General features: G+C 63.4%; 16 protein-coding genes. All 16 read left to right on the forward strand.

Annotated elements, in window-relative coordinates:
• Window position 1: 1 nt before the first annotated feature.
• The 16 genes from CWE01_RS02785 (at window position 2) to pseI (ending at window position 20,842) form a co-directional block, all read left to right on the forward strand.
• Entirely contained in the window at window positions 2–1,567 is a 1,566-nt protein-coding gene (locus CWE01_RS02785; RefSeq protein ID WP_100938989.1) for a flagellar hook-associated protein 3, read from the forward strand.
• 112 nt (window positions 1,568–1,679) lie between these two features.
• Complete coding sequence (locus CWE01_RS02790) at window positions 1,680–5,273, forward strand: glycosyltransferase (RefSeq protein ID WP_100938990.1); 3,594 nt, start codon at window positions 1,680–1,682, stop codon at window positions 5,271–5,273.
• A 170-nt stretch (window positions 5,274–5,443) separates the two neighbouring features.
• On the forward strand, window positions 5,444–6,217 hold the full coding sequence (rfbF, locus tag CWE01_RS02795) for a glucose-1-phosphate cytidylyltransferase (protein WP_100938991.1): 774 nt from the start codon (window positions 5,444–5,446) through the stop codon (window positions 6,215–6,217).
• Entirely contained in the window at window positions 6,199–7,281 is a 1,083-nt protein-coding gene (gene rfbG, locus CWE01_RS02800; RefSeq protein ID WP_100938992.1) for a CDP-glucose 4,6-dehydratase, read from the forward strand. Before rfbF ends, rfbG begins: the two co-directional genes overlap by 19 nt.
• Window positions 7,278–7,838, forward strand: a complete 561-nt coding sequence (locus CWE01_RS02805) for a dTDP-4-dehydrorhamnose 3,5-epimerase family protein (protein WP_100938993.1) — start codon at window positions 7,278–7,280, stop codon at window positions 7,836–7,838. Before rfbG ends, CWE01_RS02805 begins: the two co-directional genes overlap by 4 nt.
• On the forward strand, window positions 7,835–9,061 hold the full coding sequence (locus tag CWE01_RS02810; RefSeq protein ID WP_100938994.1) for a class I SAM-dependent methyltransferase: 1,227 nt from the start codon (window positions 7,835–7,837) through the stop codon (window positions 9,059–9,061). Before CWE01_RS02805 ends, CWE01_RS02810 begins: the two co-directional genes overlap by 4 nt.
• A 5-nt stretch (window positions 9,062–9,066) precedes the next feature.
• Window positions 9,067–9,924 (forward strand): NAD(P)-dependent oxidoreductase, encoded by an 858-nt coding sequence (locus tag CWE01_RS02815; protein WP_100939213.1) that lies wholly within the window; start codon window positions 9,067–9,069, stop codon window positions 9,922–9,924.
• The gene (locus CWE01_RS02820; RefSeq protein WP_100938995.1) at window positions 9,914–10,984 is read left to right on the forward strand and encodes a class I SAM-dependent methyltransferase; all 1,071 of its coding nucleotides are present in this window, start codon (window positions 9,914–9,916) and stop codon (window positions 10,982–10,984) included. Before CWE01_RS02815 ends, CWE01_RS02820 begins: the two co-directional genes overlap by 11 nt.
• Before the next feature lie 20 nt (window positions 10,985–11,004).
• Entirely contained in the window at window positions 11,005–11,739 is a 735-nt protein-coding gene (locus CWE01_RS02825; protein WP_100938996.1) for a cephalosporin hydroxylase family protein, read from the forward strand.
• Window positions 11,740–11,792: 53 nt separating this feature from the next.
• Window positions 11,793–14,735 (forward strand): TIGR00180 family glycosyltransferase, encoded by a 2,943-nt coding sequence (locus tag CWE01_RS02830; RefSeq protein ID WP_100938997.1) that lies wholly within the window; start codon window positions 11,793–11,795, stop codon window positions 14,733–14,735.
• A 30-nt stretch (window positions 14,736–14,765) separates the two neighbouring features.
• Window positions 14,766–15,767 (forward strand): UDP-N-acetylglucosamine 4,6-dehydratase (inverting), encoded by a 1,002-nt coding sequence (pseB, locus tag CWE01_RS02835; protein WP_100938998.1) that lies wholly within the window; start codon window positions 14,766–14,768, stop codon window positions 15,765–15,767.
• On the forward strand, window positions 15,764–16,933 hold the full coding sequence (gene pseC / locus CWE01_RS02840) for a UDP-4-amino-4,6-dideoxy-N-acetyl-beta-L-altrosamine transaminase (protein WP_100938999.1): 1,170 nt from the start codon (window positions 15,764–15,766) through the stop codon (window positions 16,931–16,933). Before pseB ends, pseC begins: the two co-directional genes overlap by 4 nt.
• A gap of 34 nt (window positions 16,934–16,967) precedes the next feature.
• Entirely contained in the window at window positions 16,968–17,588 is a 621-nt protein-coding gene (locus CWE01_RS02845; protein ID WP_100939000.1) for a pseudaminic acid biosynthesis-associated methylase, read from the forward strand.
• On the forward strand, window positions 17,585–18,295 hold the full coding sequence (gene pseF / locus CWE01_RS02850; RefSeq protein ID WP_100939001.1) for a pseudaminic acid cytidylyltransferase: 711 nt from the start codon (window positions 17,585–17,587) through the stop codon (window positions 18,293–18,295). Before CWE01_RS02845 ends, pseF begins: the two co-directional genes overlap by 4 nt.
• A complete protein-coding gene (pseG, locus tag CWE01_RS02855; RefSeq protein WP_100939002.1) occupies window positions 18,292–19,797 on the forward strand; it encodes a UDP-2,4-diacetamido-2,4,6-trideoxy-beta-L-altropyranose hydrolase in 1,506 nt (501 codons plus the stop codon). Before pseF ends, pseG begins: the two co-directional genes overlap by 4 nt.
• Window positions 19,790–20,842, forward strand: a complete 1,053-nt coding sequence (gene pseI / locus CWE01_RS02860) for a pseudaminic acid synthase (RefSeq protein WP_100939003.1) — start codon at window positions 19,790–19,792, stop codon at window positions 20,840–20,842. Before pseG ends, pseI begins: the two co-directional genes overlap by 8 nt.
• Window positions 20,843–20,999: the final 157 nt, after the last annotated feature.

The following is a 20,999-nucleotide window of genomic DNA, read 5'->3' on the forward strand; positions in this document are numbered from 1 at the left end:
CATGCGCATTTCCACCGCCCAGTATTACGAAACCACGGCTGCCAACTACCAGCGTGGCTACAACGCGACACTCCAGACCAGTGCCGAGGCCAGCAGCATGGTCAAGGTCAACACCGCCGCCGATGACCCGGTGGGCGCGGCGCGGCTGTTGCAATTGGGCCAGCAAAGCGCGTCGCTGACCCAGTACTCCAGTAATATCAGTTCGCTCAAAGGTTCGCTCAGCCAGTCGGAAACGGCCTTGACCGCGATTCAGAACGCCATGCAATCGGCCCGTGAAATCGGCCTGTCGGCCATCAGCGGCACCAACACCGATGCTGATCGCAAGGCTTATGCCGCGCAATTGGGGCAGATCCAGCAAACGGTCCTCGGGTTGATGAACAGCCAGGATGCCAACGGCAACTACCTGTTCGGCGGTTCGAAGACCAGTACCCCGCCCTATACCGCCAACTCCGACGGGACCTACAGCTACAACGGCGATCAGTCGCAGTTGAACCTGGCGGTTGGCGACAATAATACGGTGGCCAGCAATGTGACCGGCTGGGACGCGTTCCAGCAGTCCATCAACACCGCCCGCACCCAGGTCACCATGACTTCGCCGGCCGTGGACGACGGCCGCGTCAGCCTGTCCAACGGCCAGGTCAGCAACAGTGCGACCTACGACGCCAAGTTCACCGCCGGCCAGCCCTATACCGTCAGCTTCCTCAGCAGTACCCAGATCAAGATCACCGATGCCGGCGGCAACGACGTCACTTCCGAAGCCAGCCAGAACGGCGTGATCAGCAACACCAGCGGCGTGAACCAGACGGTCAACTTCCGTGGTGTGGACCTGGGGCTGAGCCTCAACCTCCAGCCCGGCGATGTGCCGGACACCGCGATTGCCGGACATAGCTTCACCCTGGCGGCGCAGCCGGATACCTTCAATACCACGCGTAGCGCCGGCAACTCGTCGACCACCGTGGTGACCGGGGCGACGACCACCAACCAGGCGGCCTACGACAGCACCTTCCCCTCCAGTGGGGCGATCCTCAAGTTCACCAGTGCCACGGCCTATGACCTGTACGCTTCGCCGATCACGGCCAGCAGCCGGCCGGTGTCCTCGGGCACCATGACCGGTTCGACGGCGACGGCGGCGGGGGTCAGCCTGACGTTGAGCGGTGCGCCGGCGGCCGGTGATCAGTTTGTGATCCAGCCGAACAATCACCAGACCCAGAACGTCCTCGACACCTTGAACCAGATGATTACTTCGTTGAACACGCCGGCCGATGGCATTCCGGTTGCCCAGCAGAAGCTGCTGGCGACCATGAACGCCGGTGTCAGCAACATCACCAGCGCGATGGACCAGGCAGGCAGCGCGATCACCGCCGTCGGTACCCGCGGCCAGACCATCGACGCCCAGGACGCCACCAACCAGAGCATGGTTATCGCCAACACGACCGCCCAAGGGGCGATTCGCGACGCTGACCCGGCGGCGGTCATGACCCAACTGACCCTGCAGCAGACCATGTTGCAGGCGGCGCAGTTGGCGTTCAGCAAAATCAGCCAACTGGGCCTGTTCAACAAGATCTGATTTGACCCGGACGCGGGAGCCATCGTGGCTCTCGCGTTTTCACCAACCGCCTTTTTCAGCGGTGCCAGTGGCTCGTCCGATCGGGTGAGTCGCGCCGCTTGCGAGCCCCGCCGTGAATCCAGTCCCACTCGTCAGCCTCGTCATTCCCGCCACCAATCCACGCTTTTTTGGCAAAGCCCTGCACAGTGCCTTGGGCCAGAGCTACGGCAATCTCGAAATCATCGTGTGCGATGACAGCCAGGATGACGAAATTGGCCGCTTGGTCGAGGTCATGAGTGAAGAGGCGGGTCGGGCGGTACGTTATGTCCGTAACGCGCGCAAGCTCGGGCATGTGGCTAACGTGCTCGCGGGGCTTGAGCTGGCCCAGGGCGAATTCATCAAGTTTCTCTACGATGACGACCAGCTGTTCGGCGCCTGTATCGAACGCCAGGCGCAGGTCCTGGTCGAGCAGGCCGACGTCAATCTGGTGCTGGCGCAGCGCATGTTCTGGGACGCCTACGATCTGCAACTGCCGATGCGTCTTGAGAACGCGACGTTGGCGCCCACTTGCTCGGTCTTCAAGGGCGAAGACCTGCTGGCGATTTTCGAGACCTTTCCCGTCAACATTCTGGGCGGTTTCAGCAATGCGCTGTTGCGTCGCACGGATGCGCTGGAATGGCTGCCCGCCTTGACCCAGCCGGGGCATTGTTTTGTCGCCTCGCTGGAGCTCGCGCTTTACATCTGCCTGTTGCGTCGCGGCAATATGGTGATGCTGAACCACGTCCTGAGTGTCGAGCGTCGTTACCCGGAGCGTCCCAGCCGGCAGCAGGCGATGCGTGAGGCGGTGCTCTCGGAGCGCGAATGGCTGGTACAAATGCTCAAGGCGCGCAGTGGTGAGTCGGCCCCGGCCCATGGCTGGGTCCGTTTGTTGCCGCTGACCCGTGCCGACGAGTCGCCACGGGTCTGGGATGAACTGGCGTTGCTGCGGACCCTGGGCACCAAGCAGACCACCGAGATCTGGCGCGTCGGGGTGACCAGCGAAAGTTTTTCCGAAATGTATGCCCAGTGGTTGGCCTGTCGGACCCTGACGGAGCCCGATCGCAAACTACTGCCTGATGTCCTGCACGAGTGGTCGTGGCAGCCGAAGATCGTGGCGGTGGTGATCGATCGCGAAGGCAGTTTCGCCGCCCTGGAGAGTACCCTGCAGAGTCTCGCCGGGCAGCTCTATCCGGCGGAGTTGACACTGGTACTGTCTGAGGCCTGCAGCGAGCCTGTGCTGTTGGACCGGGTGTTTACCTTGCCGTTGCAAGAGGACTGGCAGCAGCAACTCAATGAGCTGTTGGCCCAGGTTGACGGTGCTGACTGGTTTTATCTGTTGCGTGCCGGGGATCGTCTGGTGGAGCCCGCGCTGCTGGTGCTGGCTGATCGCATCGTGCAGGCCGGCGAGGAATGCTGTTTCTATAGTGACGAGAGCTGTTTGCACGACGGCGAGCCAGCGGAGCCGGTGTTCAAGCCCGACTTCAACCTGGACCTGATGCGCAGCTATCCGTATGTGGGCCGTGTCCTGGCCTTCAAGCGCGAGCCTTTCCTGGCGCTCGGCGGTTTCGATTCGCGACAGGGCGAATTGGCACCTCACGACCTGCTCTGGCGGCTGGTCGAGCAAGTCGGGACCCAGGCGGTCGGGCATATCACCGAGGTGCTGGTGGAGTCCGTGCTGTCGCTGTCCCAGTGGATATCACTGCCTGAGTTGCTCGAACTGAACGCACCGCTGCTCGAGGCGCATCTGCAGCGTCTTGGCGTGCCCCATGAGTTGCGTGACAGAGGACAGGTGCTGTTCAACCGTGTGGATTATCTGCACGCCGATCGACCGCTGGTCTCGATCATTATTGTCTGCAAGGATCAGTTGGCGGCGGTGCAGCGTTGTGTTGAAACCGTGTTGGAAAAAACCGCTTACCGCGAATACGAGCTGCTGCTGGTGGACAATGGCAGTGAAAGTCCCGAGATGCTGGCCTGGTTGAGCGCCATGGCGAGCCTGGGCAGCGATCGTTTGCGTGTACTGACCTTTGCCCAACAGGGTCGGGCCGGCGTTACCAATGCCGCTGCCGGGCAAGCCAGGGGCGACTATCTGTTGCTGTTCAACCCCTATCTGATGGTGACTGACGGCCTTTGGCTCGACGAGATGCTCAACCATGCACAGCGCCCGGAAGTCGGCGTGGTGGGCCCCAAGCTGTTCAATGCCGATGGCCAGGTGGTGCATGCCGGTCTGGTGCTTGGATTGCATGGGCCAGCGGGTCTGCCTTTTCATGGTGAGTCCCTGCAGTCCGCGGGCTATATGCATCGTTTGCAGATCGCCCATGATCTGAGTGCGGTCGGCGCCGATTGTCTGATGGTGCGCAAGACCGTGTTCGACAGTGTGCAGGGGCTGGATGAAGCGCAGTTTGTGCAGACCCTCGGTGAAGTCGATTTGTGCCTGAAAATTGGCCGCGGCGGTTACCTGGTGGTCTGGACACCCCATGCGCAACTAGCCCTGGGGGCCCGTCCCGGCGTTGTTCTCGAGGCGGACCTGCAAGCCTTGCGCGAGCGTGAGCAGGAGGCGTTCTACCTGCGCTGGCTTCCAGTCATCGCACGGGATCCTGCCTACAATCCCAACCTGGGCCTGCGTGCCCTGGGCGGCGGCAGTTTCGGTCTCGAACCGGGTCTGCTGTCTGGATGGACGCCGTTTTCAGTTCGCAACCTGCCGAAGGTCCTGGCGCTTCCGGTCAATGCCTCGGCCATCGGCCATTACCGGGTGACACAGCCATTGATCGAACTGCTGGCCGCTGGGCGAGCGGTCGGGCGGGCCATGTATGAAATGCCGTCGATTATCGAGGTCGAGCGTCAGTCTCCTGACGTTATCGTGCTGCAGGGGCGTTATACCGAAGGGCCGATCAATGAATGCGTGCCGCTGAAGACCTACTCCAATGCCCGACGTATCTATGAGCTGGATGACTATGTCATCCATCCGACCAAGAAAAACGCCCATGTTCGTAATATGCCGACCCTTGACGAGATGGAGGCGCTGGTTCGTCGTGGCATCGGATTGTGTGACCGGGTCGTGGTGTCGACCGAGCCGCTGGCCGATGCCCTGTCATCCATGCATAGCGATATCCGTGTGGTTCCCAATATGCTCGCGACCCACCTGTGGACGGGCTTGAAGGGACAGCGCCGGACCTCGAAAAAGCCCCGTGTCGGCTGGGGCGGCGGCACCAGTCACTCCGGCGACCTGGCGGTGATTGCCGAGGTCGTGCGCGAGTTGGCGACGGAAGTCGACTGGGTCTTTTTCGGCATGTGCCCGGACGAACTGCGCCCCTACATGCATGAGTTCCATGGGGTCATCGGGCTGGATGTCTACCCGGCGAAGCTGGCGAGCCTGAACCTGGACCTGGCCCTGGCGCCGCTGGAGTTCCACATCTTCAACGACTGCAAGAGCAACCTGCGGCTGCTGGAGTATGGCGCCTGCGGCTACCCGGTGATCTGCACCGATACCAAGGCCTATACCGGCTACCTGCCGTGTACCAAGGTCAAGACCAACTCCACCGATGAGTGGCTGCAGGCGATTCGCATGCACCTGTCCGATCCCGATGCCAGCTATCGCATGGGGGATGAGTTGCGTGAGATCGTCCTGCGCGACTACATGCTGCGTGGCGACAACCTGCGTTACTGGGAGAACGGCTGGCTGGCCGATTGATCCCTCCCTGGAGCTGGCGCGTTTCCTGCAAGTCCCCCTGCATATCGCCATAAATCGTGCATTTGGCGGCGCGGCCCACGGGCCGTGAGCCGCTGGCGCGATTTGACCCGGCAGTCTGGGAAGTCCCACAGCGCCTCAGCAGGCGCTGTGTCGAACAGGAGGGGACGTTGATGAAGGCAGTTATTCTGGCGGGTGGCCTGGGCACGCGGATCAGCGAGGAATCGCACCTCAAGCCCAAGCCGATGATCGAGATCGGTGGCAAGCCAATTCTCTGGCACATCATGAAGCAGTACTCGGCCCACGGTATCCACGACTTCGTGATCTGCCTGGGGTACAAGGGCTACGCCATCAAGGACTTCTTCGCCAACTACTTCCTGCACACCTCCGACGTCACCTTCGACATGAGCAACAATCGCATGGACGTTCATCAGAACTACAGCGAGCCATGGCGCGTGACCCTGATCGACACCGGCGAAGAAACCATGACCGGCGGCCGCCTGCGCCGTGCCGGGCGTTACCTGGAAAACGAAGACGCCTTCTGCTTCACCTATGGCGACGGCGTCTCGGACCTGAACATCGGCGCGCTGGTGGACTTCCACCTGTCCAGCGGCAAGTTGGCGACGGTCACCGCCGTGCAGCCGCCAGGCCGCTACGGTGCGCTGGAGCGCGACGGCGACATGGTCCGTGGTTTTATCGAGAAGCCCCGTGGCGATGGTGGCTGGATCAATGGCGGTTTCTTCGTTCTGTCGCCCAAGGTGCTCTCGCTGGTCAAGGACGATAGCTCCGTCTGGGAAGCCGAGCCCTTGGCGGAACTGGCCGCCCAGGGGCAACTGAATGCTTTCCAGCACGATGGCTTCTGGCACCCGATGGACACCCTGCGTGACAAGAATCACCTGGAGCAGCTGTGGCAGAGCGGGGAGGCCCCATGGAAGCAGTGGGACTGAGCCGGGCATTCTGGAGCGGCAAGCGGGTCCTGCTGACCGGCCATACCGGTTTCAAGGGCAGCTGGCTGGCGCTGTGGCTCGAGAGCCTGGGCGCCCAGGTCAGCGGCTTCGCCCTCGATCCCGGCACCGATCCCAGTCTGTTCGAACTGGCCAGGGTCGGCGAGGGGCTCAACGATCAACGCGGTGACCTGCGCGACCTCGGCGCCTTGCTCGAACTGATCGCCGATACCGAACCGGAAATCGTCCTGCACCTGGCGGCCCAGCCGCTGGTGCGCGAGGCCTATCGCGATCCGCTCGGCACCTATTCGAGCAATGTCATGGGCACCCTCAACCTGCTGGAAGCGATTCGCCAGGTCGGTGGGGTGCGTGCCTGTGTGCTGGTGACCACCGACAAGGTCTACGCCAACCAGGAATGGGCCTGGCCCTATCGCGAGAACGAAGCGCTCGGCGGCCATGATCCCTACAGCAGCAGCAAGGCCTGTTGCGAACTGTTGGCGCAGTCCTATGTGGCGTCCTTTTTTCCCGCCGAACGCTACGAGGCCCATGGCCTGGCAGTGGCGACCGCGCGGGCGGGCAATGTCCTGGGCGGCGGCGACTTCTCTCCGGAACGGCTGATTCCCGATGTACTCAGGGCCTGGTCGGCGGATGAGCCGGTGACCCTGCGTTATCCACAGGCGGTACGGCCCTGGCAGCATGCCCTGGAGCCCCTCGCCGGTTACCTGCAACTGGCCGCCGCGTTGTATGAGCGGGGGCCGGAAGCGGCCGGGGCGTGGAACTTCGGACCTGGTGAGGACGATATGTGCAGCGTCGGCGACGTCGTCGCCCGGCTCGCCGGGCGCTGGCCACAGGCGCCGGGTTTGCGGGTCGAGCCCAGCGAACTGCACGAGGCCGGCCTGTTGCGCCTGGACAGCAGCCGCGCCCGGCAGTTGCTCGGCTGGCAAGCGCGCTGGTCCTTGCAGCAATGCCTGGAACACACCCTCGACTGGCATCTGGCGTGGAAAAATGGCGAGGACATGCGCAGCGTGACCCTGGCGCAGTTGAATCTGTACCGGGGTGAGCTTTGAGTGAGTTCCTGATTCATGCCTTGCCCCTCAAGGGGCTGTTCAGCGTACAGCACAAGCATCATGCCGATCAGCGCGGGCATTTTTCCCGGCTGTTCTGCGAAGGCAGCCTGGGTGCGTTCGGCGAGCCGTTTCATATCCGCCAGATCAACCACTCCTGTACCCGCGAGCGCGGCAGCGTACGTGGCCTGCATTATCAGAATGCCCGGGCCCCGGAAGCCAAGCTGATCACCTGCCTGCGTGGTGAGGTCTGGGATGTCGCGGTGGACCTGCGTCCGGACTCGGCGACCTTCCTGCACTGGCACGCCGAGCACCTGCGCGCCGGCGATGGTCGCAGCCTGTTGATTCCCGCTGGTTTTGCCCACGGTTTCCAGGCCCTCAGCGACGATGCCGAGCTGCTCTACCTGCACAGCGCCGACTATACGCCGGACGCTGAGGGTGGCCTGTCGGTGCTCGACCCGCGCCTGGCCATTGCCTGGCCCGAGGCTGTCAAAAATCTGTCGGCCAGGGACAGCAGTCACCCCCTGGTCGATACGTCTTTCCCTGGAGTGCGTTTATGAACTGCCGAGGTTGCGGCACCCCGCTGGTTTTGCCGTTGATCGATCTGGGAACTTCGCCGCCGTCCAATGCCTACTTGCGGGCTGAGCAGTTGGAGCAGGCCGAGCCGTGGCTGCCGTTGAAAGTCGCGGTGTGCCAGAGCTGCTGGCTGGTGCAGACCGAGGACTACACTCGCGCCGATACCTTGTTCGATGCCGAGTACGCCTACTTCAGTTCGTTTTCCAGTACCTGGCTGGAGCATGCCGAGCGTTATGTGGCCGAAATGGTCGAGCGCTTCGAGCTGAACGCGGACAGTCGCGTGGTGGAAGTGGCCGCCAACGATGGCTACCTGCTGCAATATGTCGCCGGGCGCGGCATCCGCTGCCTGGGCGTCGAGCCGACCCGCAGCACCGCCCAGGCGGCGCGGGACAAGGGCCTGGAGATCCGCGAGCTGTTCTTCGGCCGGGACACCGCGTTGCAGTTGCGCGAAGAAGGCTGGGCGGCCGACCTGATGGCGGCCAACAATGTGCTGGCCCATGTGCCGGACATCAATGATTTTCTCCAGGGCTTCGCGACGCTGCTCAAACCCACGGGCGTGGCCACCTTCGAATTTCCGCACCTGCTCGCCCTGATCGCCGGGAAGCAGTTCGATACCTTGTATCACGAGCACTACTCCTACCTGTCGCTGACGGCCGTGCAAGCCCTGTGCGTGCGCAACGGCCTGGAAATCTTCGACGTCGGCGGCTTGCCGACCCACGGCGGTTCGCTGCGGGTCTTCGTGCAGCGCGCCGACGGTTCGCGCCGCGCGGTGCAAACAGTGGTCCGCCAGGTGCTGGAAGCCGAGCTGGCCGCCGGGGTGAAAACCCCGGCGTTCTACGCGACCCTGGCGCCGGCCGCCGAGCGCATCAAGCACGACCTGCTGCGTTTCCTGTTGCAGGCCAAGGCCGAAGGCAAGCGCGTGGTCGGTTATGGCGCGGCGGCCAAGGGCAACACCTTGCTCAACTATGCCGGGGTCCGGCCGGACCTGCTGGCCTGGGTGGCCGATGCCAACCCGCACAAGCAGGGCAAGTTCCTCCCGGGCAGTCGTATTCCCGTGGTCTCGCCTGAGCGTATCGAGGCGGAAAAGCCCGACTACGTGCTGGTGTTGCCGTGGAACCTGTTGCAGGAGGTGAGTCAGCAGCAGGCCGTCGTGGGTGAGTGGGGCGGACGTTTTGTCGTGGCCGTGCCCGAGTTGACTATCCTGTGAGCGGCTTGAAAGTGCTGGTGACCGGTGCGACCGGCTTTGTCGGTCGTCATCTGGTCTCGGCCTTGCTGGCGCGCGGGCATTCGGTCCGCGCCGTGGCTCGCGATCCTGCGGCCGCGGGCAAGCTGCCGTGGATCGATGAGGTGGAATTCGTCGCCGCCGACGTGCATGCCGCGGACCTCGATATTGCCAGGCTGACCCAGGGCGTCGATGCCCTGGCCCACCTGGCCTGGCCAGGATTGCCGAACTACCAGGCGCTGTTTCACTTCGAACACAACCTGTTCGCCGATTACCGTTTTATCAAGCAGGCGGTCGAGGCCGGTGTGCCCCAGGTCCTGGTGACCGGCACCTGCTTCGAATATGGCATGCAGAGCGGGCCGTTGAGCGAAGCGACGCCGGCGCAGCCGAGCAATCCCTACGGCCTGGCGAAGAACACCCTGCGCCTGTTCCTGGAAACGTTGCGCCAGCAGTTGCCGTTCAACCTGCAATGGGCGCGGCTGTTCTATTTGCACGGCGAGGGGCAGAACCCCAACAGTCTGCTGGCCAGCCTGGACCGCGCCATCGAGGCTGGCGACAGCCACTTCAATATGTCGGCGGGCGAGCAACTGCGCGATTACCTGGCCATTGAAGTGGCCGCCGATTACCTGGCCCGATTACTGGAGCTGCGGGATTTTTCCGGCGTGGTCAATTGCGCCAGCGGCCGGCCGATCGCGGTCCGGACCCTGGTCGAGCAACGCCTGCGCGAGCGTGGATCGTCCATCGCGCTGAATCTGGGTCACTACGGTTATGCCAGTCACGAGCCCATGGCGTTCTGGGCCGTGGCCGAGCGACTGCAACAGCTACTGGGAGTCGAACATGGCGCATGAGTTGTATCGGGCAGGTGACCTGCCGGTCCTGCAAAATCGCACCTTTGCCGACGCAGCCTCGGCCAGGGCGTCGGCCAGTGCCGATATCGTTCTGGTACAGGACGAAGTCAGCGGGCTGATCTTCAACCAGGCTTTCGATGCCGACAAGTTGAGCTACGACAGCGATTACCAGAACGAGCAGGCCCATTCCGGCCAGTTCCAGCAGCACCTGAACGACGTCGAAGGCATCATTGCCCGGCACTTCAAGGGCCGGAGCCTGATCGAGGTCGGTTGCGGCAAGGGTTATTTCCTCGAACTGCTGCGTGGCCTCGGCTACGCCATCACCGGTATCGACCCGGCCTACGAGGGCAGCAATCCGGAAGTGATCAAGGCGCCGTTCACCCGTGGCCTTGGCCTGGCCGCCGATGCCCTGGTGTTGCGCCACGTGCTGGAGCATATCGCCGATCCGGTGGCGTTCCTGGCGGCGATGGCCGAAGCCAACCAGGGCGGGCAGATCTACATCGAGGTGCCGTGTTTCGACTGGATCGTCGAGCACCGGGCCTGGTTCGACCTGTTCTACGAGCACGTCAACTACTTCCGTCTCGACGACCTGCGTCGCTTGTTCGGCACTGTGCACGAGGCCGGCCATCTGTTCGGCGGGCAGTACCTGTATATCGTCGCCGACCTCGGCAGCCTGCGCCTGACGCCGACCGAGCCGGTGCTGCGCCAAGACCTGCCGGATGACTTCACCGCCAGCCTGGCCAAGGCGATCCGCATCATCCGCGAGACGCCCGAGCAAGGCTCGTGCATCTGGGGCGCGTCCTCCAAGGGCGTGATCTATTCGCTGTTCCTGCAACGGGCGGGAGTGGCGGTGGACCAGGTGGTGGATATCAATCCGGCCAAGCAGGGCCGTTACCTGCCCCTCAGCGGTGTGCGCGTGTCGTCGCCGCAGGAAGCCCTGGACACCTTGCCCATGGGGGCCAACCTGTTTGTGATGAACTCCAATTACCTCGAAGAAATCAAGCGCATGACGGGCGGACGTTACGTCTACCACGCCGTCGACAGCGCCACCTTTCAATGAACTTTTGCCGAGACTGAACGATGACCAAGACCGTTATGCAAGCCTTCGAAGCCGAATGCCAAGCCGAAATCGCCGCCCAGGGCCAGGACGAAAAACTCCAGGGCCTGGCCCGCGACTTCTTCAACGAGTCGGCCAAGCACAAGTACAGCTACCACTTCTCCTGGATGGGCCGGCCGATCATTCAACTGCCCCAGGACATGATGGCGATGCAGGAGATCATCTGGCAGGTCAAGCCGGACCTGGTGATCGAGTGCGGTATCGCCCATGGCGGTTCGATCATCTACTACGCCTCGCTGCTGGAGCTGCAAGGCCACGGCGAAGTGCTGGGCATCGACCTTGATATCCGCCGGCACAACCGCGAGGCCATCGAGAGCCATCCGATGAGCAAGCGCATCCGCATGATCGAGGGCTCGAGCATCGAGCAGTCGACCGCCGAGCAGGTCCGTGCGGCGGCCGAGGGCAAGAAGGTCATCCTGGTCCTGGACTCCAACCATACCCACGATCACGTACTGGAAGAGCTGCGCCTGTATGCACCGCTGGTCTCGGTCGGCAGCTACTGTGTGGTGATGGATACCGTGGTCGAAGACATGCCGCCGGAGTTTTTCCCTGATCGTCCGTGGGGCCCGGGCGACAACCCGAAGACTGCGGTCTGGGCTTATCTGCAAGAGAACACTGATTTCGAGATCGACAAACAGCTGGAGAACAAGCTGCTGGTCACCGTTGCACCTGACGGCTACCTGCGCCGGGTTCGCTGAGTAGTCACATCATCCCGAGTTCATTGGTCGATTCGAAGTTTTGAGGAAAGGTTATGCAAGGCAACTACGTTTCTGAACAGGCATCGCTGCCGGGGAATGCGCAGCTCCTGGGGGATTTGTTGACGGTGGTGCTGGTCACCCACAACCGGCCGGCGTTCCTGCGCCGGGCGGTGAAGTTCTACAGCGCGTTGCCTTGCAAACTGCTGGTGCTGGATTCCTCCCCTGAGGCCTACGCCGAAGTCGCGCAGGGGCATGATTCGATCGAATACCTGCACGTGCCGCAGTACGACTACTGGAAACTGCAGAACAAGTTCGCCCATGGCGTGATGAGCGTGACCACGCCGTACATGGTGTTTGCCGCCGACGACGACTTTATCGTTCACAGTGCGCTGACCGAGTCGGTGGCGTTCCTGGAGAACAATGCCGACTACGGCATGTGCCATGGCTACTGCATGATGTACCTGTCGTTGGCGGGCAGCGTCAGCTACTACCGTCGCGACAAGAAAGTTTGCGAGGACTACGCCTCCGAGCGGGCCCAGGATCGGGTGCTGGACTATATGCACCAGTACCTGCCGCCGTTCTACGCCGTCCACCGTACCGCCCTGATGCGCGACTGGCATTCGGCCTTGCCGGAAGGCACCAGTTTCCAATGGCAGGAAATCGGCCATGTCTACTACATGCTCGCCCGGGCCAAGGCTCGCATCCTGCCGATTCCCTATGTGGTCCGTGAGGTCAACTATGGCGATTCGGAACACAGCACCGAGGTCTATCACTCGCTGAGCTACACCGATGCCAAGTCGGTGGCCGAGCGTGAGGCTTTTGCCGAGTTCCTGGCCTCGTTGCCTACCGCGATCGAGGGCCTTGATCCGGCACAGGGCAAAGCCTTCGCCCTGGAAAGTTTCGAAGCCATGACCGACAGCCTGCGTACCGGGCGGGCACTGACCATGGAAGGGCTTTTCGAGTCCACCTGGGTCAGCATCAAGGACGCTCCCGTGCGGCGTTTCGGTCCCAAGCAGTACATGGAAATGCCTTACTACAACCAGGCGTTTTTCGATCAGTTGACCCACTTTGAATTCCTGCTTCATGCGATGCCGGCCGGTCGTGTGCAGTTGATGGGGTTGGAGGGTGTGTGGAGCCGCCAGGAAGCCCTGATGCGCGCGCGCAACAACGACACCCCGGAAAGCGTGGTGGATCGTTTATGGCAGGCCCTGGGGTGCAACCTGTTCAGCCGTCAGGTGGTCAAGCGCCTGGCCCGGCAACTGGAGAGCCTGGGTGAAGAGGAGGACGCACGCGGTATGTTCGCCTGGGCCGAGCGCCTGGACGCGGTCTCCACCGAAGACAATCAGTCGACTTTCGAGGCGATGCTTTCCGGGCGCCTGCTCGACTGGCTGAAAGTCCGTGAGCCATCCAGCACTGAACTGGAGGCGATTGGTAGCTACGAGGTTGCGCAGGGCAAGGGGCCGGTCTTCGGCCTGCTGGTACTGAACCTGAGCGACGACATCGTCAAGTTGCAGGTCACCCTCGACAGCCTGGTGGAAGGGCACAGCAAGGCCTTCCGCATCGTCGTCTTCACCACGGGCGAGCCGCAGACGGCGACCACCCTGCAGAACACCCTGCATTTTATCCGGGTGACCCCCGGCAACCTGGTGGACAAGCTGAACCAGACGATCCGCCAATTGCCCTGCGACTGGCTGTTGCTGGCCGAGGCCGGTGATGAGTTCACGGCCAGCGGTTTGTTGCGCGCCGGTCTCGAACTGCGCGCGGCCGAGGGCTGTCGTGCGGTGGCCACCGATGAAATCCAGCGCGATACCAATGGCGCGCTGACCGATGTATTCCGTCCAGGCTTCAACCTCGACCTGCTGCAAAGCGTGCCTGCGCTGATGGCCAGGCACTGGCTGATCCGCCGTGAAGTGTTGCTGGAGGCCGGCGGCTACAAGGCCGACTTCAGCAAGGCCCTGGAGTTCGATCTGTTGCTGCGCCTGATCGAGCAGGGCGGCATGGCCGGATTGGCCCATCTGGACGAGCCATTGCTGATTTCCAGTGTGCCGGCGCTTGAGGAGAACGCCCATGAACGCCTGGCGTTGCTACGCCATCTGGGCACGCGCGGCTACAAGGCCCAGGTCACTTCCCAGAATCCGGGCAGCTACTTTGTCGATTATCGACATACCGGGCGCCCGCTGGTGTCGATCATCCTCCACGGCCAGGCCGATTTCGCCGAGCTGGAGCGCTGCCTGAACGCCGTCCTGCAAAAAACCCGTTACCTGAAATACGAAGTGCTGGTGGCCGACCACCCGAGCTACAGCGAAGCCCTCGCAACCTGGCTCCGGGCACAGCCCCAGGCCGGCAAGGTCAGTGTGTTGCAGGCCGATGGGGCGAGCGCCTCGGCGTTCTGCAACGCGGCGTCAAGCCAGGCCCTGGGCGAGTACCTGGTGCTGCTCGCGCAAGACAGCGAAGTGGTCAACCCCAACTGGATCGAGTCGCTGCTCAACCAGGCCCTGCGTCCGGAAGTCGGTGTGGTCGGCGCCAAGCTCTACAGCCGTGATTCGAAGGTGTCCCAGGCCGGGCTGATTCTCGGCTTGAACGGCGGTGTCGGTTCGCCTTTTGTCGGCGAGAAGACGGAGGCCAAGGGTTACATGCAGCGTCTGGCAGTGGAACAGAACTATTCGGCGGTCTCGGCGGTGTGCCTGATGGTGCGCAAGGCGTTCTTCGAGGCGGTCGGTGGCCTGGACGAAGGCGAGTTCGCCGAGGCCTTCGCCGATGTCGATCTGTGCCTCAAGATCGGCCAGCTCGGTGGCCTGGTCTCGTGGACGCCGCAGGTGCAGGTGCTCCACCCGGGCCTGCTGCCCGAGGCACCACAGGCCCTGGCTGCCCTGCGCGAGAAATGGGCGGCGAACTTCCAGCACGACTCCGCTTACAACCCTCACCTGTCCCTGACAGGCAAGGGCTTCAGTCTGGGCAGTGCCAACCCTGTGGGATGGGCGCAGTTGCTCGTTTAAGCCTGGCAGACAGTTAAAGGGACTCACGGCATGTTCAACGGCAAATCGATTTTCATCTCCGGCGGCACCGGTTCGTTCGGTCGCAACTTCATCCGTCGTCTGCTGGAGCAGTACCAGCCGCGGCGGGTGGTGGTGTTCTCGCGCGACGAGCTCAAGCAGTACGAGATGCAGCAGACGTTCAACGCGCCGTGCATGCGCTATTTTCTCGGAGATGTCCGGGATGCCGAGCGCTTGCGCCTGGCCATGCGCGGGATCGATTTTGTCGTGCATGCCGCAGCCCTGAAACAGGTGCCGGCGGCGGAGTACAACCCCACCGAATGCATTCGCACCAACGTCAATGGGGCGGAAAACATCATTGCCGCGGCCATCGACAATGGCGTGCAGAAGGTCGTCGCCCTGTCCACCGACAAGGCGGCGAGCCCGATCAACCTCTATGGGGCCACCAAGCTGCTGTCGGACAAGCTGTTCGTCGCCGCCAATAACATCGCCGGCGAGCAGGCCACCCGCTTTGCCGTGGTGCGCTACGGCAATGTGGCCGGCTCACGAGGTTCGGTGGTGCCGTTCTTCAGCAAACTGATCGCCGAGGGGGCCCGGGAACTGCCGATCACCGACGAGCGCATGACCCGCTTCTGGATCACCCTCGACCATGGCGTACAGTTCGTGCTCGACAGCTTTGCCCGTATGCACGGTGGTGAAGTGTTCGTACCGAAGATCCCGTCGATCCGCATCGTCGACCTGGCGTCCGGCATGGCCGCGCACCTGCCGCACAAACACGTGGGCATTCGACCGGGCGAGAAGCTGCATGAACTGATGGTACCGCTGGACGATGCGCGCATGACCCTGGAGTTCGCTGACCATTACACCATCCAGCCGTCGATTCGGTTCACCAGCGTCGATGTCGATTTCGCCGTGGATGGACTGGGTGAACAGGGCAAGGCGGTGGGCGAGGACTTCGAATACCGTTCCGATACCAACCCTGAGTTTCTGAACGTGATGCAGATTGCCGATCTGCATGCCGGGCTGCCGGTATGACGCCTTATCAGATTCCTTATGGTTGCCAGAGCATCGAACAGGACGATATCGATGCGGTGGTCGAGGTGCTCAAGTCGCCCTGGTTGACCCAGGGGCCGACCATCCCACGCTTCGAGGCGGCGCTGGCCGAACATTGCCAGGCCGATTTTGCCGTGGCCGTATGCAACGCCACGGCGGCCTTGCATATCGCCTGCCTGGCCGCGGGCCTGGGGCCTGGGGACCGTTTGTGGACCAGCCCGAATACCTTTGTCGCCTCGGCCAACTGCGCTCGTTACTGCGGCGCCGAGGTGGACTTCGTCGACATCGATCCGCTGACCTTGAACCTCGATGCCAGCCTGTTGGCGCAGAAACTGGAGGTCGCCGAGGCCAGCGGACATTTGCCCAAAGTGGTGGTGGCCGTGGCTTTCGCCGGCCAGAGTTGCGATATGCGCGCCATCGCCGGATTGTCCGAGCGCTATGGCTTCACGCTGATCGAGGATGCGTCCCATGCGGTCGGCGCGTCCTATCTCGGGCGACCGGTGGGTTGCGGTGACTTTGCCGCGATGACCATCTTCAGCTTTCATCCGGTGAAGATCATCACCTCGGCCGAAGGCGGCATGGTCTTGACCAACCGCCCCGAACTGGCCGAGCGCTTGCGTCGCCTGCGCAGCCACGGCATTACAGGCGATCCGGCGCAGATGAACGTCCCTGCGCAAGGGTTGTGGTACTACCAGCAACTGGAGCTGGGCTTCAACTACCGGATGACTGACCTGCATGCCGCGCTGGGCCTGTCGCAAACGGCCCGGCTCGACAGCTTCGTCGCCCGGCGCCGAGAACTGGCCGCCCGTTATGACCGTCTGCTGGCCGACCTGCCGCTGCAACTGCCGGTGGCCCAGGCCGGTGCCGAGTCCGCCTGGCACCTGTACGTGGTGCGCTTGCAGCTGGAGCAGATCAAGGTCAGCCAGCGCGAAGTCTTCGACGCCTTGCGCGCCGCCGGCATCGGCGTGAACCTGCATTACATTCCCGTGCACCTGCAACCCTACTACCGCGAACAGGGCTTCAAGGACGGTGACTTCCCCGAAGCCGAGCGTTACTTCGGCGAAGCCCTCAGCCTGCCGTTGTTCCCGCTGCTCACCGAGGCGCAGCAGGACTATGTGGTCGAACAATTACGAAACCTTGTCGGTTAAACGACGCTCAATGGCCCGAGGATAAACACCCGACATGCGTGAGTTCAGCGAACAGGAAGTGTTCTGGCGTGGCGAGTTCGGCGATCAATACGTGGGCCGCAACCAGGGGCAGGCGCTGGTCGCCGCCAACCTGGCGCTGTTCGCCAAGGCCCTGGCGCGCACCGGCCGGCTTGCCAGCCTGCTGGAGCTGGGCACCAACACCGGCAACAACCTGCAGGCCTTGCATCAACTGCTGCCCGCGTGCGCCCTGCAGGGTGTGGAGATCAACGCCAAGGCCTGCGAGCAGGCGCGCGAGCTGGGCATCGCCGAGATCTGGCAGGGTTCGTTGTTCGACTACCCACGTGAGCGAACCTTCGACCTGACCCTGAGCAAGGGCGTGCTGATCCACCTGGCGCCCGAGCTGCTGGCAACCGCCTATGAGCAGCTGTATATGCTGAGCGGGCGCTATATCCTGATCGCCGAGTACTACAACCCGGTGCCGGTGGAAGTGTCCTATCGTGGTAACAGCGGCAAGTTGTTCAAGCGCGATTTCGCCGGGGAAATGCTCGATCGTTACCCGGACCTGCAACTGCTGGACTACGGCTTCAGTTACCACCGCGACCCGCAGTTCCCGACCGACGATATCAACTGGTTCCTGCTGGAAAAACGTCCTTGAGTGCGATTGCAATCATTCCGGCGCGCGGTGGCAGCAAGCGCATCCCGCGCAAGAATCTCAAGCTGTTCCATGGCGAGCCGATGATTGCCCGCTCGATTCGCCTGGCGCTCGATTCGGGGTTGTTCGAGCGGGTGATCGTCAGTACCGACGACGAGGAAATCGCCGCCCTGGCCCGGGCCCGGGGGGCTCAGGTGCCGTTTATGCGCCCGGCGGCCCTGGCCGATGATTTCACCGGCACGGCGGCGGTGATCGCCCATGCGCTGGAAGCTTCGCAGCAGGCCGGCTACGTGTTCGAACATGCCTGCTGCCTCTATGCCACGGCGCCGTTGTTGCAAGTGCGGTTTTTGCGCCAGGGGCTGGAGCTGCTCGAGGCCCATGCTGAAAAGTCGTTTGCGTTTTCGGTCTGCGAGTTCGGCTTCCCGGTCCAGCGCGCCTTGACCCTCGGCCAGGACGGCGCGTTGACGCCGCTGTATCCCGAGCATCGACAGACCCGTTCCCAGGATCTGCCCCGGACCTTCCAGGATGCCGGACAGTTCTACTGGGGGCGCAGCGCGGCCTGGCTGCGGGGCGACGTACTGTTTTCGGAGAAAAGCCTGCCGGTCATCCTGCCGCGCCATCTGGTCCAGGACATCGACACCGACGAGGACTGGCGGCGTGCCGAGTATCTTTACAGTGCCTTGCTGGCTGGCGGAGAGCTGCAGCCATGAGGGTGCTGATCCGCGCGGATGCCTCGCCGGCCATTGGCAGTGGGCATGTGGCACGTTGCCTTACTCTGGCGCAGGTGCTGCGCAGTGGCGGCGCCGAGGTGGTGTTCGCCTGCCGGGCCTTGCCCGGCCATTCGCTGGCGCGCATCGCCGGACAGGGCTTTCGAGCCTTGGCACTGCCTGCCGAGTACGCGGGCGAGGAGCCCGGCGCAGACATCGAGGCCCCGTTGCCCTGGCAGGCGGATATCGCCGCCCTGGGTGCCTGCCTGCTCGCCGAGCCGGCCTTCGACTGGATTGTCGTCGATCACTATGGCCTCGATCACGCCTGGCAAACCGCTGCTCGCCAGTGGGCGCGGCAGATTGCAGCGATCGATGACCTGAACAACCGGCAACATGCCGTGGATCTGCTCTTCGATCAGAATTTCACAGCCGGCGATCCCGAGTATGCCAACCGCTGCTTGCAGCCCTGCCGTGAGCTCTTCGGTCCGCGTTATGCGCTGATTCGTGATGAGTTCTGCCAAGGCGCGGTGCCCATCACCGTGCAGCCCCGTCGGGTGCTGGTGAATTTTGGCGGCCTGGATGCGGCCGGTGAAACCTGGAAGGCCATGCAGGCCCTGGCGGATTTCAGCGAGTTGGAAGTGGACTTTATCGCCGGCACCGCCAACCCGATGCTGGCCTCGATCCAGGCGATGGCGGCTGATCGTCCGCAGTGGCGGGTGCAGACCTTTGTCAGCGACTTCGCCACGCTGATGGCCCGGGCCGACCTGTTTATCGGGGCCGGTGGCGGTACCAGCTGGGAGCGCGCGGTCCTCGGCCTTCCGACCCTGTGCATTGCCGTGGCGGAAAATCAGCGGGCGAATGCCGAGCGACTGGCCGCGGCCGGGGTCCATGTCTATCTGGGCAGCAGCGACGAGGTGGCGGTCGACAGCCTGCGCCAGGCCATCGGTTTTGTCCTGGGCAATGTCAGCCTGCGCCGCAGCCTGGCGGCACAGTCGCGGCGTCTGGTGGATGGGCTGGGGGCGCGACGCTTTGCCGTGGCCCTGGCCGGTGTCAGCCTGGCTGTGCGGCGGGCCACGGCGGACGATTCACGGCTGCTGTTCGACGGCCGTAATGCCGAGTCGGTGCGACGGGCCTCTTTGAGCCCCGAGCCTATCGGCTGGGAAGCGCATCAGGCCTGGCTGGCCGCGAGTCTGCTCAACCCCGGGCGCCTGCTGCTGATCGCCGAGGCCGCGGATGGCCCGGTGGGTGTGCTGCGCTACGATCTGGCGGGCAGCCGCGCGCAAGTCTCGCTGTATCTGTTCCAGGGCCGCGCGGGCCTCGGCTGGGGCAGGGCGCTGCTGGCCCGTGGCGAAGTCGCCGTGGGCGAGCACTGGCCGCAGGTGACGGTGATCGACGCCCAGGTACTGCCGGATAATCCGGCCTCCATCGAATTGTTCCGTCACGGCGGCTATGTCCAGTCGGTCTGCCGTTTCGAGCGTGTGGTAAAGGATCAGCACCATGACTAGTTTCAAGATCGGCCAGCGGTTGATCGGCCCGGACGCGCCACCCTTCATCATTGCCGAGATGAGCGGCAACCATAACCAGTCGCTGGAGGTGGCGCTGCGGATTGTCGAGGCGGCGGCCAAGGCCGGTGCCCATGCGCTCAAGCTGCAAACCTATACCGCCGAGACCATGACCCTGGACCTGGACGAAGGCGAGTTCTTCATCCAGGACCCGACCAGCCTGTGGTCCGGCTCGTCGCTCTATGCCTTGTATGAAAAGGCCCATACGCCCTGGGAGTGGCACGCACCGATCTTCGCCCGCGCCCGGGAGCTGGGCATGCTGGCGTTTTCCACGCCTTTCGATGAAACGGCGGTGGATTTTCTCGAAAGCCTCGACGTGCCGGCCTACAAGATCGCCAGTTTCGAAAATACCGACCTGCCGTTGATCCGGCGTGTGGCCGCGACCGGCAAGCCGCTGATCATTTCCACCGGCATGGCCAGCGTCGCCGAGCTGGATGAGAGCGTGCACGCCGCCCGGGCCGCCGGTTGCAAGGACCTGATCCTGCTCAAATGCACCAGCACCTACCCGGCCAGCCCGGAAAACAGCCACGTGCGGACCATTCCTCATCTGCGCGAGCTGTTCGGCTGCCAGGTCGGCTTGTCCGATCACTCCATGGGCGTCGGGGTGGCGGTAGCCGCGGTGGCGCTGGGGGCAACGGTGGTGGAGAAACATTTCACCCTGGATCGCGCCGATGGCGGCGTGGACTCGAGCTTTTCCCTGGAACCGGCGGAACTGGCCAGCCTGGTCGTCGAGACCGAACGTGCCTGGCAGGCCCTGGGCCAGGTGCACTACGGCGTCACCGAGGCGGAACGCAAATCCCTGGTGTATCGCCGCTCGCTGTACGTCACCCGCGACATGGTCGCGGGGGAAACCTTCAGTGCCGACAACCTGCGGGCGATCCGCCCCGGCCTCGGACTGGCGCCCCGGCATCTTGACGCGGTGCTCGGACGCTGTGCCCGACAGGCCCTCAAGCGGGGGACGGCGCTGGCCTGGTCGCTGGTCGAATAGCGCTTTGTCGCGCTGATTCGGCAAAATAGCGTGACCTGCGAGTCATAACGCGCATCTTCACTGTATTGTATCGACCTGGAAGATGGCGCCCGGCTCGTAACGGGTCCGGTGATAGCCTTTTACTCTTCCGGCAGTCGCTCCCCCGTGGGCGGCGTCA

The organism is Pseudomonas sp. QS1027, assembly GCF_002814235.1.
Lineage (GTDB): Bacteria > Pseudomonadota > Gammaproteobacteria > Pseudomonadales > Pseudomonadaceae > Aquipseudomonas.

Bases quoted from the DNA above. Each gene is read 5' to 3' on its own strand.
- CWE01_RS02845 (WP_100939000.1), top strand. From the start codon at position 16,968: ATGCGTGAGTTCAGCGAACAGGAAGTGTTCTGGCGTGGCGAGTTCGGC.
- pseC (WP_100938999.1), top strand. From the start codon at position 15,764: ATGACGCCTTATCAGATTCCTTATGGTTGCCAGAGCATCGAACAGGAC.
- CWE01_RS02785 (WP_100938989.1), top strand. From the start codon at position 2: ATGCGCATTTCCACCGCCCAGTATTACGAAACCACGGCTGCCAACTAC.
- rfbF (WP_100938991.1), top strand. From the start codon at position 5,444: ATGAAGGCAGTTATTCTGGCGGGTGGCCTGGGCACGCGGATCAGCGAG.
- rfbG (WP_100938992.1), top strand. From the start codon at position 6,199: ATGGAAGCAGTGGGACTGAGCCGGGCATTCTGGAGCGGCAAGCGGGTC.
- pseG (WP_100939002.1), top strand. From the start codon at position 18,292: ATGAGGGTGCTGATCCGCGCGGATGCCTCGCCGGCCATTGGCAGTGGG.
- pseB (WP_100938998.1), top strand. From the start codon at position 14,766: ATGTTCAACGGCAAATCGATTTTCATCTCCGGCGGCACCGGTTCGTTC.
- CWE01_RS02810 (WP_100938994.1), top strand. From the start codon at position 7,835: ATGAACTGCCGAGGTTGCGGCACCCCGCTGGTTTTGCCGTTGATCGAT.
- pseI (WP_100939003.1), top strand. From the start codon at position 19,790: ATGACTAGTTTCAAGATCGGCCAGCGGTTGATCGGCCCGGACGCGCCA.
- CWE01_RS02820 (WP_100938995.1), top strand. From the start codon at position 9,914: ATGGCGCATGAGTTGTATCGGGCAGGTGACCTGCCGGTCCTGCAAAAT.
- CWE01_RS02825 (WP_100938996.1), top strand. From the start codon at position 11,005: ATGACCAAGACCGTTATGCAAGCCTTCGAAGCCGAATGCCAAGCCGAA.
- CWE01_RS02830 (WP_100938997.1), top strand. From the start codon at position 11,793: ATGCAAGGCAACTACGTTTCTGAACAGGCATCGCTGCCGGGGAATGCG.